At 65.2% G+C, this 14,633-nt stretch carries 12 protein-coding genes and 1 tRNA gene; 3 read left to right on the top strand and 10 right to left on the bottom strand.

What is annotated here, in order from left to right:
* The first annotated feature begins 223 nt into the window (after window positions 1-223).
* Window positions 224-2,455 (top strand): FUSC family protein, encoded by a 2,232-nt coding sequence (locus FS845_RS23800; protein ID WP_144640145.1) that lies wholly within the window; start codon window positions 224-226, stop codon window positions 2,453-2,455.
* Window positions 2,456-2,583: 128 nt separating this feature from the next.
* On the opposite strand, the gene yaaA is transcribed toward FS845_RS23800, so the two are convergent.
* The 3 genes from yaaA to FS845_RS23815 form a co-directional block, all read right to left on the bottom strand.
* The gene (yaaA, locus tag FS845_RS23805; protein WP_144640149.1) at window positions 2,584-3,357 is read right to left on the bottom strand and encodes a peroxide stress protein YaaA; all 774 of its coding nucleotides are present in this window, start codon (window positions 3,355-3,357) and stop codon (window positions 2,584-2,586) included.
* A gap of 28 nt (window positions 3,358-3,385) precedes the next feature.
* The gene (locus tag FS845_RS23810; protein WP_144640152.1) at window positions 3,386-4,168 is read right to left on the bottom strand and encodes a 3-hydroxybutyrate dehydrogenase; all 783 of its coding nucleotides are present in this window, start codon (window positions 4,166-4,168) and stop codon (window positions 3,386-3,388) included.
* A gap of 84 nt (window positions 4,169-4,252) precedes the next feature.
* Window positions 4,253-5,479, bottom strand: coding sequence for a cation:proton antiporter (locus tag FS845_RS23815; RefSeq protein WP_144640154.1), 1,227 nt, complete (start codon window positions 5,477-5,479; stop codon window positions 4,253-4,255).
* Window positions 5,480-5,792: 313 nt separating this feature from the next.
* On the opposite strand from FS845_RS23815, the gene FS845_RS23820 reads away from it, so the two are divergent.
* Window positions 5,793-5,883: transfer RNA gene (locus FS845_RS23820), tRNA-Ser, on the top strand.
* Window positions 5,884-6,042: 159 nt separating this feature from the next.
* A complete protein-coding gene (locus FS845_RS23825; RefSeq protein WP_144640157.1) occupies window positions 6,043-6,312 on the top strand; it encodes a hypothetical protein in 270 nt (89 codons plus the stop codon).
* Window positions 6,313-6,323: 11 nt separating this feature from the next.
* Here FS845_RS23825 and FS845_RS23830 read toward each other — a convergent pair whose 3' ends face one another.
* The 7 genes from FS845_RS23830 to FS845_RS23860 all read right to left on the bottom strand — a co-directional run bounded on the left by FS845_RS23830 (window position 6,324) and on the right by FS845_RS23860 (window position 14,598).
* Entirely contained in the window at window positions 6,324-6,695 is a 372-nt protein-coding gene (locus FS845_RS23830; protein ID WP_144640160.1) for a hypothetical protein, read from the bottom strand.
* 118 nt (window positions 6,696-6,813) lie between these two features.
* Window positions 6,814-7,326 (bottom strand): hypothetical protein, encoded by a 513-nt coding sequence (locus FS845_RS23835; RefSeq protein ID WP_144640162.1) that lies wholly within the window; start codon window positions 7,324-7,326, stop codon window positions 6,814-6,816.
* A gap of 67 nt (window positions 7,327-7,393) precedes the next feature.
* Window positions 7,394-7,777: a DUF4150 domain-containing protein gene (locus FS845_RS23840; RefSeq protein ID WP_144640165.1), complete on the bottom strand. Its 384-nt coding sequence runs from the start codon at window positions 7,775-7,777 to the stop codon at window positions 7,394-7,396.
* 34 nt (window positions 7,778-7,811) lie between these two features.
* On the bottom strand, window positions 7,812-8,546 hold the full coding sequence (locus FS845_RS23845; protein ID WP_186332399.1) for a DUF3540 domain-containing protein: 735 nt from the start codon (window positions 8,544-8,546) through the stop codon (window positions 7,812-7,814).
* Complete coding sequence (locus FS845_RS23850; protein WP_144640171.1) at window positions 8,543-9,598, bottom strand: pentapeptide repeat-containing protein; 1,056 nt, start codon at window positions 9,596-9,598, stop codon at window positions 8,543-8,545. Before FS845_RS23850 ends, FS845_RS23845 begins: the two co-directional genes overlap by 4 nt.
* Window positions 9,599-9,600: 2 nt before the next feature.
* On the bottom strand, window positions 9,601-12,213 hold the full coding sequence (locus FS845_RS23855) for a DUF2169 domain-containing protein (protein WP_144640174.1): 2,613 nt from the start codon (window positions 12,211-12,213) through the stop codon (window positions 9,601-9,603).
* Between the two features lie 18 nt (window positions 12,214-12,231).
* Window positions 12,232-14,598, bottom strand: a complete 2,367-nt coding sequence (locus FS845_RS23860; protein ID WP_144640177.1) for a type VI secretion system Vgr family protein — start codon at window positions 14,596-14,598, stop codon at window positions 12,232-12,234.
* Between the last annotated feature and the right edge of the window lie 35 nt (window positions 14,599-14,633).

Consider the following 14,633-nt stretch of genomic DNA (forward strand, 5'->3'; position numbering starts at 1 on the left):
CGGCAGCGGGAGCAAATCGTTTATCCGTGTGTAAAAAGACCGTCGTTCGATGCCCCCACGCCGCGCCTTTCGGCTAGCTGCCCCCCAAGGGGGCGCTTTTTGCCTTGGGGCGGCCCGGCGGCAAAAAGGGGTCGTACTTAACTATACTGTCGTGAAGCACCAGCCCTGATCGGGCTACGCATGGCCCATCCTGGCATCTCTCTACGGTCACCCCGCACGCACCATGGATTTGCGCATCGCCAGCATCCGGCGCTTTCTGTACAGCCACTACTTCTTCGGCGGCGTGCGGCAGGCCGCGGGCATGCTGCTGCCCGTGCTGGTGCTTGGCGTGTTGTTCGGGCACTACGCCACCGGCCTGGTGGCCACCTTCGGCGCGCAATGCGTGGCCATCATCGACCAGCCGGGCGGCCCCCAGCGCCACCGCGCCAACGAGATGCTGGGCGGCGCCCTGCTGGGCACGGTCGCCGTCACGCTGACGGGCATGGCCTCGACCTTCCCCGTGCTGCTGTGGCTGGTGGTGATCCTGCAGTGCTTCGTGTTCTCGATGTTCTCGGTGTTCGGCAAGCGCGGCGGGCTGATCGGCTTCGCCGGCCTGCTGATCATGACGCTGACCATGCACTCGCCGCTGCACCCCAGCGAGATCCTCGTGCACTCGGCCGCCACGCTGGGCGGCGCGCTGTTCTACGTGGCCTTCAGCCTGGGCTTCAGCCGCATCTTCTGGCTGCGCGAAGAGCGCCAGAATATGTCGGTGGCGCTGTTCGCCACGGCCGACTACATGGCCGCGCGCGCCAGCTTCTACGACGAGACCGCAGACATGGACGAGTCGTACCGCCGCCTGATCCAGAGCCAGTCGGTCATGACCGAGAAGCACCAGGCCGCGCGCGACGTGGTGCTGCGCAGCCTGCCGCGCGGCCATGGCTTTCGCGACGGCGCGCGCACCATGCTGTGGAACATGTTCGTCGACATGCTGCAGTTGCTGGACACGCTGGTGGCCACGCAGACCGACTACGCCACGCTGCGCCGCGTGCTGGCCGGCCACGACGTGCTGCTGTTCGTGCGCGACGCCATGGTGAAGATGTCGCTGGAACTGAACCGCATCGCGCTGGACGTGTCGCGCGCCCGCGCCACGCAGTACCGCAGCAGCGCCCGCGCCGAGCTGCGCGCCATCGAATACGAGATCGAACAGCTGCGCAACCATGAGATCACCAAGAAGGACCCCGAGATCATCGCCCTGCTGGTGCAGGTGCTGCGGCGCCTGCGCAACGCCTCCCGCATCGTCGACCGGCTGGCCGTCGACACGCAGGACAGCGTGCATCCCGAACCCACCAGCGACCTGCGCATCGACAAGTCGCTGACCCGCTTCATGTCGCGGCAGGAGCTGCGGCTGGGCATGCTGACCAGCAACCTGCGCCTCGATTCGCCGCATTTCCGCTACGCGGTGCGGGTCGCGCTGGCTGCCGCCGTGGCCATGGGGCTGATCGGCAGCGTGCTGGCCACCAACCTGGCCGCGCACAGCTACTGGGTACTGCTGACCATCATCATCATCATGAAGCCCGGCTTCGCGCTGACCCGCCAGCGCAACGGCTGGCGCCTGATGGGCACGCTGATCGGCTGCCTGCTGGCGCTGGGGCTGTTCGCCATCACCGACAAGCCGGCCATCCTCTTCGCCGCCCTGCTGGCGGCATGCATCATGGGCAACAGCCTGGTGCTGCTGAACTACATGGGCAGCGCCATCTTCAACACGCTGTACGTGGTGCTGGTGTTCCATTTCGTGGCGCCGGACACGGTGTCGCTGGCCGTGATCAGCGAGCGCGCGCTGGACACCGTGCTGGGCTGCGCCGTGGCGCTGGTGTGCAGCTACGTGCTGCCGTGGTGGGAGGCACGCTACATGAAGCCGCTGGCGCAGGCCGCCACGCGCGCCAACCGCGAATACCTGCAGGCGGGGCTGCAGTACGTACGCGCCGTGCAGCGCAACGCGGGCATCGCGCCGGCCGAACTGACCGCCGAGGCCTCGGCCGAAGCGCTCGAGGCCGACGTGGCCTGGCGCCTGGCCCGCAAGAACGTGCACATTGCCTTCAGCAACTATGCCGAGGCGTTCTACCGCATGATGAGCGAGCCTCAGTCGCACCAGGTGAACGTGCCGGAGTTCAACAACCTGCTGATCCAGAACCACGTGCTGGCCTCGCAGATCACGGCGTCGATGCCGCTGCTGGCCGCGCTGCCGCAGATGCCCGACAGCATGCGCACCGCGCTGGAATGCATCCTGGACCTGCTGGACGAGAACCGTCCCGCCCCCGCCGCGCTGCCCAGCCAGTTCGAGACCGACGGCGAACTGGCCGCGCTGGCCTATCCGCTGAAGCAGATGCTGCGCGCGGGCACGCAGATCCGACAGGAACTGATCGGGCTGGCCGAGCCCACCGTGCGGCCGGCCACGCAGCCCACGGCGACGGCTTGACGACCGGCAGCCCGGTGCGCACGCGGCCCGCGCCGCCGTGCAGGCATTTCCTCCACGACCACGACGGTCCGTCGGCATAGAAAAAACCGCCGCTGCCTGCGAAGGCAGCGGCGGCGCCTGCGGGCGGATCAGTCCTGCTTGCGGCGGAACACCAGCTTGTCTTCGGTGGAAGCGCTCGCGTCGTACGCATAGCCTTCGGCGTCGAAGCCCTGCAGGCCCTCGACCTTGGCGATCTTGTGCTCGATGGCGTAGCGCGCCATCAGGCCGCGGGCGCGCTTGGCGTGGAAGCTGATGATTTTCCAGGCGCCGTTCTTCCATTCCTGGAACACGCACTGCACCACGCGGGCCTTGAGCGCCTTGCGGTCCACCGACTTGAAGTATTCCTCGGACGCCAGGTTGACGACCACCGGGCCGCGCTTGCCGTCCTGGCGCTCGTTCAGGTAGTCGGCGATGGTGGTGCCCCAGTACTCGTACAGGTTGGCGCCCTTGGCGGTTTCCAGGCGCGTGCCCATCTCGAGGCGGTACGGCTGCATCAGGTCCAGCGGACGCAACGCGCCGTACAGGCCGCTGAGGATCACCACGTGTTCCTGCGCCCATTCGAGCTGGCGCTCGGACAGGCTGCCCGCCTGCAGGCCTTCGTACACGTCGCCGTTGAAGGCCAGCACCGCCTGCCGCGAGTTCGCCTGCGTGAAGCTGCGCTTCCAGGAGGCATAGCGCGAGACGTTGAGTTCGGACAGCGCCGCGCTCAGGTCCATCAGGCCGGCGATGTCTTCGGCGGACTTCGTCTTGAGCACCTTGATCAGCGCGGCGGCCTGATCCACGAACAGCGGCTGCGTGTGCGTCTGCACGTGCAGGGGCGAGTCGTAGTCGAGCTTCTTGGCGGGGGACAGCAGGAACAGCATGGTGATTTTTTCCTTGAGGGTGATGCGCTCAGCGCGCCGTCCAGCCGCCGTCGACCGAGATCGACGCGCCGGTGATCTGCGCGGCCGCGTCCGAGGCCAGGAACACGGCGGTGCCGCCCAGCTGCTCGGGCGTGACGAACTGCAGCGAGGGCTGCTTCTCGCCCAGCAGCTCGCGCGCGGCCTCGTCCTGCGAGATGCCCTTGTCCTTGGCGATGGCGGTGATCTGCTTCTCGACCAGCGGGGTGCGGACCCAGCCCGGGCAGATGGCATTGGCGGTGACGCCCTGGCCCGCGGCTTCCAGCGCGGCGACCTTGGTCAGGCCGACCACGCCGTGCTTGGCGGCCACGTAGGCCGACTTGCTGGGCGAGCCCACCAGGCCGTGCGCCGAGGCGATGTTGATGATGCGGCCCCAGCCTTGCTTCTTCATGTGCGGCAGCGCGGCGGCCATGCCGTGGAACACGGCGGAGAGGTTCAGGGCGATGATCGAATCCCACTTCTCGACGGGAAAATCCTCGATCAGCGCGGTGTGCTGGATGCCGGCGTTGTTGACCAGGATGTCGATGCGGCCCAGGCTCTGCACCGTGTTGGCCACCAGCTGGCGCACGGCCTCGCCCTTGGACAGGTCCGCGCCGTCGTACAGCACCTTCACGCCATGCTGCGCGGCCAGCTCGGCGCGCAGCTTCTCGATTTCGGCGGCGTCGCCGAAACCGTTCAACACCACGTCCGCGCCGTTTTGCGCGAAGGCGGTGGCGATACCCAGGCCGATGCCGCTGGTGGAACCGGTGACGACGGCGACTTTACCTTTCAGCATGAACGTGCTCCTACAGAGGAATGCGCAGGACGGCAAGTGTAGCCGCCGGGCGCGGGATCTACGGGGACAGTGACATCCGGCATGCTACTCCTGCCGGCTTGAGGGAAGATGAACGGCATCCTCCACCGGGTTCTCCGGCTCCTGGAACCCCGCCGGCCGCACCGCCATGCCCCGGATGCCGCCATAGCGCGGCGGCAGGCGCTCGGCCAGTTTCAGCACCAGCGGCGCCACGCCCATCGACAGGGCCACCACAATGGTCAGCAGGTCGCTCTGCGACTGCGTGACGATGTGGTTGTCCAGCGACTCGGCGAAGATGGCGAAACTGAACTCCCCGCCCTGCGCCAGCACCAGCGCATACATCAGGCGGTGATACTGCGGCAGCCCCACCAGGCGCGCGATGCCGTACAGCACGATGCCCTTGAGCACCAGCAGCGCCAGCACGCCCAGCAGCACGTATGGCCAGTACACCAGCGCCTCGTGCAGGTTCACCGACATGCCCACGGCCAGGAAGAACAGGCCCAGCAGCAGCCCCTTGAAGGGTTCGATGTTGCGTTCCAGCTCGTCGCGATAACGCGAATCGGCCAGCAGCACCCCGACCAGGAAGCCCCCGAGCCCGGCCGACAGGCCGGCATAGTCGAATAATTGCGCGGTGCCCAGCACCACCAGCAGCGCGGCGGCGGTGAAGAGCTCGTGCAGCTGCGAGCGGGCAGCCCAGTCCAGCAGGCGCAGCTTGTAGCCCACCGCCACCACGGCCACCGCGAGCAGCGCCGCGTCGGCCGAGGGCTCGGACTGGCCATCCGCGCCCAGCAGGCCGGCGGCCACCAGCATGGGAATGGCGGCCATGTCCTGGAAAAGCAGCACGCCCAGCGCCGAACGCCCCAGCGGGGTGCGCAACAGGCCGCGCTCTTCCAGCAGGCGCAGGGCCACGGCGGTGGACGACAGCGCCAGCGACAGCCCGCACAGCATCGCGCCGACCCAGGTCATGCCGGCCAGGTGGCGCAGCCCCAGGCCGACCGTCACGCCCAGCAGCAGGCCGCAGGCCGCCATCTGCAGCGCCCCCACGCCGAAGACCTCGCGACGCATGGCCCACAGGCGCGCGGGCGCCAGTTCCAGGCCCACGAGGAACAGCATCATCACCACGCCCCACTGCGCGGTACTCAGGATGGCGGGCACGTCGGAGACCATGGACAGCCCGGACGGACCGATCAGCATGCCCGCCAGCAGGTAGCCCGGAATGGCGCCCAGGCCCAGCCGCGTGGCCAGCGGCACGCAGAGGACGGCGGCAAGCAGCAGGAGCGTGAGGAGTTGCATGCGGGCCGGCGGGTAGCGGGAGCGGGAGCGGGAACGCCATTCTGACAAGGAATCGGGCGCGGCGGTTCGTCCGTCTGGAGGACGTCCGGCCTGCCGGAACGGTTCTTCGGCGAAAAGTGGCCGGGACGTTTACCCAGCAATAAATTTTCTGGTATAGTCGCGGTCTTCGCTTTTACGGAAGCGAAGGTCCGGACGAAAGCCAAACGACCACGGCGCGGGGATGGCAACACCCCCAGGGTTGAAAAACCCAGATGCTGCAGGCGATCGTTCCAGGTCAGGCTCTAAGGGGTTTGACAAGGAAAAACGGATACCCGGAGAGGTGGCAGAGTGGTCGAATGTACCTGACTCGAAATCAGGCGTACGGTAACCCCGTACCGTGGGTTCGAATCCCACCCTCTCCGCCAGATATCGGGTCCTGGCTGCTGCCAGGATTCAAGCAAGTCCAGAAACCCGCACGGCGACAGGCCCTGCGGGTTTTTTGTTGTGGGCGGGTGCCACGGCCGCCGCTACACTGGTTCCGCGAGCCCGCGACAGACTCGTCCAACCCAGCGGCAGGTGGCAGCATGGACACGATCCGCATTGCAAGTATCCGCACGGACGATTGGTATGCCCTGCGCGATTGGCTCGCGGCCCACGGCTGGCAGCTCCAGCACGGAGGCGGGCTGGATCACTGCTGGGCGGATCTCGGCAAGGGCACGCTTCGAATCTGCATGGAATACGACCGCTGGGGCGAAGGGGAAATCGCCTTCCCAGCGGCCGCGTGCGAAGCGGTGCTGGCCGAACTGCCCGAGAACTTTCGGCACGCCTACCTGGCGCACCTGTCCGGCCGGTAGGCCGAAAGACGCTATTCCCACGCCTGGAACATCAGCCCATCGATCTCCAACGTGCCCAGGTCATCGGCTTGTCGACCGATCAACGCCTGCGCCTCGGCCAGGTCGGTCTGCTTTCTCAGCGACCCGGCCTTGTCCAGCAACGGAATATCCAGCCAGATCTCGTCCGGCAACTGGACGTCGAACTGCAGCGTGTTGCCGTGCGCGTCGGTCACGCCGATGAAGCTGTCGGGCACCGCGAACACTTCGGCCAATTTCTCCTGGATGAAGGCATACGTGAAGTGCGCTTCGTCTTCCGGAGCCGAGTATTCGCCGGTCTCGCTGTTTTCCCAGAAGCAGATGTAGCCGGGTCCGATCTGCAGGGGATACTCGTCGATGTCAGGCATGGGCTGTCCTTGGAGAGGCCTTCGAGCGGGCCCAATGTGACGGGCACGTCCGGCGTAGATCGCATGGCGCCGTCAGTGCCCTCAGCGCGCCTTTACGGGCAGCAATCATGCCATGCCGTCATCGCGCGGACCTGGCCGCCGCCCCGCCGCCATCCATCACGATGACGAAATTCTCCGGCCGGCTGTCCAGATAGCGCACCGGAAAAGGCCTGCCCGCGGCCGGATAGACGACTTCGCTCCGTGACGGATAGACGTTGAAATCGGAGCTGTCGAACTTCGTGTCGATGCGTACGCCATCGGCCTTCTGCAGCGACACGGCATAGCGCAGCACGGGCCGGTTGTTGTAGACGTTGCCCGTCTCCCTGGACGACACGATCACCGCCTGCCCCGGCGTGCCGTAGCGATACACCAGGGGCGAGATCATGCCCGGCCCCCAGATCAGCAATACCGGCGTGCCGAAGGGAATGCAGATCATCAGCAGGACGAGCACCACCATCAACGGCACGCTGCCCTGCTGCACGCCCATCAGCCGCGCAATGCCCAGCACGATCAGCACCAGGCAGATGATGAATACGGGAAACGGCCAGACCTTGTCGATGGTCCAGGCCAGCAACGCCACCAGAGTTTCCATAACGATTCTCGAATCCCCGAGTTTTAGATCAGCGGCCTGACGCGATGACGTGCCGCACCGGCAGGCATCACGGCGCCAGCACCAGCGTCTTGATCTGGCTGGGCACCACGCGCACCGACGGACAATTGATCAGGTTCGTCGGCCCCAGGCTGGTGACCCGGGTGCTGGGCGTTCCCCGCACGATGACCGTGAACGCCCCGGTCAGGTGCTGCTGCCGCGACATCACCGTCTGCGAGATCAGCCCGCCCCCGATACCCGGCGTGTCGCCCAGCGAGATCGGGCGCACGCTCATGATGTTATGCCACGGCCCGCCGCAAAGCAGGATGTTGAAGGCCACAGGAATGGTCATGGGCCCGAACGCCATGTTCGGATAGGGGATGGGTGGCAACGGCGTCTTGCATATGTCGGGAAATCCCAGGTCCATGCCACCGAACTGCGCGTTTGCGAACATATGTTCTTTTCCTCCGATAAGGGGCGCCGCCCGGCTATCCCACGAGAATCTGCTTGCCGTCGGCCTTGACCAGGGTCTCGCCGTTGATGAAGGTCGTGTCGCCGCTCAGGCGGGCGATGAAATCGGCGGCATAGTCCAGGTTGACTGCCTGGACCGTATCCGTGCCCGCGACGTAGCGCGTGGACTGGCCCGTGGTTTCACGCACCGACTGGAAATACGACTCGCGATGGTCGCCCGTGTACCGGGCGGCGATGGACGCTACGCTCAGGTTCACGCTGGCCAGGGTGTACGAGTGGCTCTTGACCGTCCAGTCCGCCGCATCCACGGCGCCCGACCGGGCGCGCAGCGCGAACGCATCGGTCTCCAGTGACACGCGGCTCGTTGCCTTCAGGGCCAGCACGTCGGCGGACAGGGCCAGTTCGCCCTCGACGTGCAAGGTCGTGCTGCCGCGCTGGGCCTGCTCCAGCACCGCGATGATGTACAGGCCGCCCGCCGCATCGCCCGATACCAGCACCTTGTCGCCGGGCTGCGGCATCAGCAGGCAGCTGGCCGCCCGCCTGACCGGGTACTGGCGTCCACGCGCCTGATCGCCGACGATGAACCCGATGTCGTCCGCGGCATCCACCCGAAACGCGCCGTGGATGGGAGCGTCTCCGGTATAGACGTTGGCCTTGCGCTGCAGCAGCGGATGCAGCGCATCCGGCTGTCCGGGATCGGCCTGTTGCCCAACGTCCGCCTGCGCGTCGCTGTCCTGTCTGCGTTGGATCATCGTCTCACCCATTGCTCGGCCTGCAGCAGCTCACGGTCCGGCGCGAGAATGCCGTCGCGGCCGCCGTAGCGCGTACCGCCGTCGATCACCGCATGATGCTTGCTGCGCATGAACTGCCCGCCGCGGAAATCGGCGTGGCTGATGTTGGAATAGGAAAAATCCGTGAACGGCATCCTGCCCTCGCCGAAATCGGCGTGCTGCAGGTTGCACTGGTTCAGGATCGCCATGTTCAGGTCGGCGCCGCGGAACACGGCGCGCTCGCAGTTGGCGCCCGCCAGATTGGCGCATTCCATCTGCGCGCCGGCAAACACCGCGTACGCCGCATTCGCCTCCAGCAACAAGGCCTGCCGGAGCGTGGCCCGGTCGAACCGGCACGCCTCGAGGTCGCATCCCTTGAAGCACGACTGGGACAATTCCGCCCGCGAGAAGTCGCAACCCGCCATGTGGCTGTCGGTGAACTGGCTCTGCACGAGATGCAGGCCGGAAAAGTCGTAGTCCTTGGCCGTGCACTCCAGTGCGATCAGGTTCGTGAAGCGGCTGTTCTCGATCGCCAGACCGGAGAAATCGAAATCCGCCAACGCCAGATGCAGGAACGAAGAGTCCTTGAAGTGCAACCGGACGTCCTGGCTGCCGGTCAGTACCCACTTCTCGATTCGGCAGTCCTCGATACGCAGGTCGAGCGTTTCGCTGTTGACCACCGCGCCCTCCGAGGCGTCGCAGCCGCGCAGCACGCATCGTTCGAACGCGCAGCCGACGAACTGGTGCGCGTTGAACGTACTGGCATCGAACACGCAGTCCACGAACCGGCAATTCGAGAAGACGCAATCCTTCAACGCCATGCGCGACCAATTGCCGCCTACGAAAATCGTCGTGTCCACATGGCAAGCCTGCCATTCCGTATCGGCGAACCGATTCTCTTCGAAGATGCATTGCCGTATCTCGGCGCCTCGCCACGCGTCCTGCCAGTGCAGGCCTTTGTACAGCAGGCCGGCAATCGAATCGCCATCACCGACCTGCGCCAGGAACTGCTGTGTTATCTCTTCGGGTGTCATGATCAATTGCGCAACGGATAGACGTTGGACCGGGTAATCAACATGTCCTGCTGGATCGTTGTCTCGTCGATCCGGATCATGGCCAGGTCTGCGCTGAAGAAGGAAACGTGCCGCATGTGCGTGCCCGCCAGGTCCGCCGATTTCATCTGGGCCTCGCTGAAATCCGAATTCGTGATCCGAGCCTGCGACAGGTCGGTGCGCACGAACAGCGAGCGCTTGAAGAAACTGCCGTCGAGACTGACGTCGCGCAGGCGGCTCTCCGAGAAATCGCAATGACCGAGATCGCTGGCCACGATGCGGCCGGCGCTGAAATCCACCTTACGGAAGCCGGACGCCGAAAACGTGGAATGGGAAATCTCGAAATCCTGGATGGCGCTTCCGGGTGCAATGCTGACCTTGGAGGCCTGGCATTGGGACACCCGAAAGCCCACCATGGGTCTCATCTCGGCGAATGCCATGGAATCGATGTGGCAGCACGCCATGCTGAAGTCCGCCAGCGTGGTCTTGATGAAGGCGTGCCGCAGGAAATGGCAGTCCTTGAACTCGAGCCGCCGCAACCGGGCGCGCATGTAGCAGAAGTTCACGAAGCGGCACTGGTCGAATACGCAGCCCTGCATCGTGATCCGGAAGTGCATCCACTGGGCCAGGTCGCAACGCAGGAAATGGCAGCCGTCGAACCTGGCCTTGTCCGACACCACGTCCGGCAGGCGGCAATCGATGAACTGGCATTGCGTGAAATGGGCGAGGCTCCAATCCACCGACGAGAAATCGCAGCCCGTGAAGACGACCCGCTCGAAGTCGCCGCACACCATGCGCGACCGGCCGAAGTCGCACCCGGAGATGCGGCTGTCGCGCAGGGTCAGGCCACTGACGTCCCAGCCGGCATACGACGCGCCGGCGGCAACGAAGTCGCGCAGGTCGTAGCCCTCGCACCCTGGCGGCAAGGCTTCCACTACCCGCTGCTGCAGGCCGAAAATGCGGTGCAGCGTTCTTGGGCGGCCGGAGTAATCGCGCCTGGCCGGCGTCGCGCCCGGCGCCCGGTCCAGCAGCGCCTCGAACTGCGCGGCCTGCTTCAGGCGTAGCTGGCGCAACGTGTCCTGCGCGGCGCTGCTGTCGGCCACGCCCGCGACGCTGGGCACGGTGCGGCTTTCGGCCGATTCGCGCAGCGATGCCAGCAGCGATTGCCGGCTTTCCCGCAGGAAAGCGGCCCGCTCCTCCTTCATCGACGGCGGCACGTCGTCGGACTTGGCGGCAAGTTCCTTGAGGCTTTCCCGTAGTTGACGCCTGGCGTCGCGCAGCGTGTCCTTCTGGGACGATTGCCTCTTCAGCATGTCCTCGATGAGGTCATCGCGCGTGATCTTCCCGCTGCGGCTTTTCTCCAGCCAGGCCAGTTCGGCCTGTATCTCGGCGGCGCGCGCAGGCGTCTCGCCCGCTTGCACGCGCGAAAGACTCGGACCCATCTCCTTCTCGAGCTTGACCAGCTTGTTGCGCAGCAGCGGCGACAGTTCGATCTCGTCGCGCGCCAGCGTGCGCATGAAGCGCGAATCGACCAGTTCCGCGTCCAGCAATGCATGCAGCCCGCCGGTCTTAGGATCGACCCGCTGGTGGAAGATGGCTTCGTAGTACGACGGCGCGCGCGGCGCATCGGCATGCTCAGCGGCGTATAGGACATGGCTGATGTCGCTGGCGTCGTCCTCGTCGATGGGCGCCGCTCCCTGGAAGATCAGGATGGCCTTCTCCAGATGGGGAAATGCCCAGTACGTGGTCAGCCGCAACGAAACGGCCTCGAGAAAGCCGCTCTCCTGTTCCGGCCTGTCGGCCCGCTTGATGAAGGCCTTGGCCACCAGCGGCGGGATGGTCGTGGACAGATGCGGCTTCTCGGGGTGCAGATGCGTAAAGGTGATCGCGTCGCCCGCGCGCAGGTCGTTCAGCCGCTGCCCGGGCGGGCTCTGGTTGAAGTATTCCCAGTCGATGTCGCGCGCGAAGCCGGGAAACTCGTTGACGCGCCAGTTTTCATCGTAGGTGCCCATCATCCGGTTCCTGCCGGGATATTCGATGGGAATGGCCGCGTACCCGGCGGGCGCATAGCGCTGCCCTTCCAGCACGACCGGGCTGGCGGGGTCCTCGATGTTGGGCAGGAACCGCACCGGTATTCCGTCGACGACGGTCTTTCCGTAGCCCTTGCCTTGCGAGTTCTCCAGGAAACCTTCGCCACCGAAGGCGTTCTTCCAGCAGATGGGCATGCGCTCGAACGGCAGCGGCGTGCTTGGCCTGCCGTCGGACCAGTACCGGTCTCCGGTCACCCACAGGTCCTTCCTGACGTTGTTGACGCTGACCGACACGGCGGTCCTGCCGTCGATGGCATATCTGCCGAAACCGTAGGCGTTCAGGATGATCTCGGGCCTGGGCTTGGGAATGCCGAAATCCAGCGCCTCGGCCCCGAACACCTGGGCGGACTCCTCGCCGAACAGCCCCCACAGCTGCTGCTCGTCGACCAGGCAGAACCCGGCCGAGAAATCCACCATCGCATAGGCGGTGATGGCCAGGTGGTCTTGCTTCAGGTATCGGTAGGGACGCGTCAGGCCGGACAGGCGATTGGGCTTGATGACTTTCATCGATCGGCGGGGCGTGGCTCAGACGATCAGCATGAAGGCCTGGAACCACGTCCGGAACGTGCCCAACTTGATGTCGGTCGCGTTGTTGTTGCCCTTGAACGCCGAGACGTCCAGCTTCAGCACCCCGGTGTCCGACTTCATCACGTAGAACGTGCTTTGCGACGCATTGAGCTGGTGCCGCAGGACCGACGCGGACTGGTGGAAGGCCCGGGCCTGGAAGACCTCGACGAACGCCTCGCCCTTCCAGATGCCGCTGGTGAACTGGGACTTGTGCGTGTCCTTGAGCGCCGAGCCGTTCCAGATCAGCTCGGGCGATTCCAGCGTGATCCTGGCCGGCGCCTTGATCGTCATGTTGTCGCCGGCCATGTTGATCGAGTGGCCGGCGCCGCCGCGCTGGATGTCCAGCGGGCCCGCGTCCGCGAAGATCTTCATGGTGCCCGACGACCAGAATTCACCATTGCCGCCGGTGGCCGTGATGGTGACGTCGGTAGGGGCCTTCAGGATGGCGTTGTCGCCCTCCAGGCCCAGTTGATGGTCGTCGCCACCCTTCTGCACGTTCACATTGTTGTCGCCGGTCGACTTCACCAGGATGATGTCGTTGGCCTCGAACTTGCCGTAACCCGTGTCGGCCTTGATGTGGATGTGGCCGTCCGCGGAGGTCACTTCGATGTCCGACTTGGTGTCGTTGATGTAGCGATGCTCGAAATCCTCGGTACGGTCGCCGCCCGTGACCTTCAGCGTGTCGTACCCGTTGACGGTGGTGTCCCGATACGACTCGACGATGTTCTTCTGGTAATCGCCGACCGTGTTTTCCTCGAAGGTGCCGATGTGCGTGACGCGCGACTGGCCCACGTCGCGCGTCTCCAGGCCTTCCACTACCACGTGCAGGTCTTTCTCGGAGTGCAGCTTCACATATTCGCTGCCCAGCTTGTTCTCGATGTAGAGATGGCTTTCGTTGGCCGGGCTGCCGTAATGCGAGCGGCTGCTGAAGCCCACCATGGTGGGCGACGGCACGAAACCGCCAGCCGGCATCTGGCGGTCGTTGTAGACGCGCCCCGTGACCAGCGGTCGATCCGGGTTGCCGCCGATGAAATCGACGACCACTTCCTGTCCCACGCGTGGCGTGCTGATGGCGCCGTACCCGCTGCCCGCCGAGTCGTTCGAAACGCGCACCCAGCACGAGCTGCTCTCGTCCATGGGGCTGTAGCGGTCCCAGCGGAAATGCAGCTTCACGCGCTGGTACGAGTCGGTATAGACCTCGGAGCCGGCCGGCCCGGTGACCACGGCGGTCTGCGGGCCGGTGGTCTTGGGAATGCGCGTCTTCATGGGCGCGCGGAACGGCAGGCTGGTGGGCTGGACCGTGAAGTCCAGCCGGTATTCGCCGTTGCCTTCCCCGGACTGGTAGCCCGCCTCGGTCAGGAAGTACTCGACCGAGATCAGCAGATATTCGCGGATGTCCGCCTTGCGCGGACTCTGGCGCAGGCGGAACGTGTGCCCGGGCGCCATGCCGCGCACGTTGGAGGTGCCGCTGCTGCGCTCGCTGGCGGACCGGGTTTCTTCCAGCCGCACCTTGACGTAGTGCTCGCCGTCCTGGATGTCGACGTAGCCGCCCTGCCATTCGTAGATCTCGTGGTTGGCCTGCTGGACCGAATAGCTTTCCTTCAGGCGGCTTTGCAGGTTGAGGCTGGATTTCTTGAAGTCATAGTCGTTGACGACGTATTCCAGCCCGCGCAGCTCTTCCTCGCTGGTCCAGGCATGGATGCCCTGTTCCTCGACGTTGCCTTCCTGGGGAAAATAATCCAGCGAAGGATAATCCGGCAGCGGCTCGTGCTCGCCGATGTCGTCGACCAGCACCAGCGTGTGCTGGTTCTGGCCGTGCTCGAAGTAATAATAGATGCCCTCGTGTTCCATCAGCCTGCTGATGAAATCGAAATCGCTTTCCTCGTACTGCACGCAATATTCGCGTGTGCGGTAATTGCCCTGCAGTTTCTTCTCGTAGGCATAACCGGAATACGAGCCCAGCACCTCGTCCAGGATCTCGACCACGCTCTTGTTCTGGTAGATCCTGCAGTCGCGGTTGCGCGTCAGGTACCACAGCCAGGGGCATACGGTGGCGCGATAGCGGGCAAGGCGAAAGCCGCCGGCCTCGTGTCCCACGTACGCGAAGCGCACCACGTCGCCGCTGAGATGGCGCCTGGCGCCGTTCTGCGTTTCGATTTCCAGCGTCAGGGGTTTGCCGAGTACCGAGTCGGCGGTGATCGCGCTGGTTTCCGCAACGAGTTCCACTTCGAACGCATACAGTTCGGACAACGCTTCCCGTCCATGCATGCTCTTGAACTCCAGCACCGCGCCCAAGGCGGTTTCCGCGACGACGACTCTGTTCATGGTCCCACTCTATTCAGGTTTTAATTGAATGCAGA

The organism is Bordetella genomosp. 13, assembly GCF_007679965.1.
Classification (GTDB): Bacteria; Pseudomonadota; Gammaproteobacteria; order Burkholderiales; family Burkholderiaceae_B; genus Bordetella.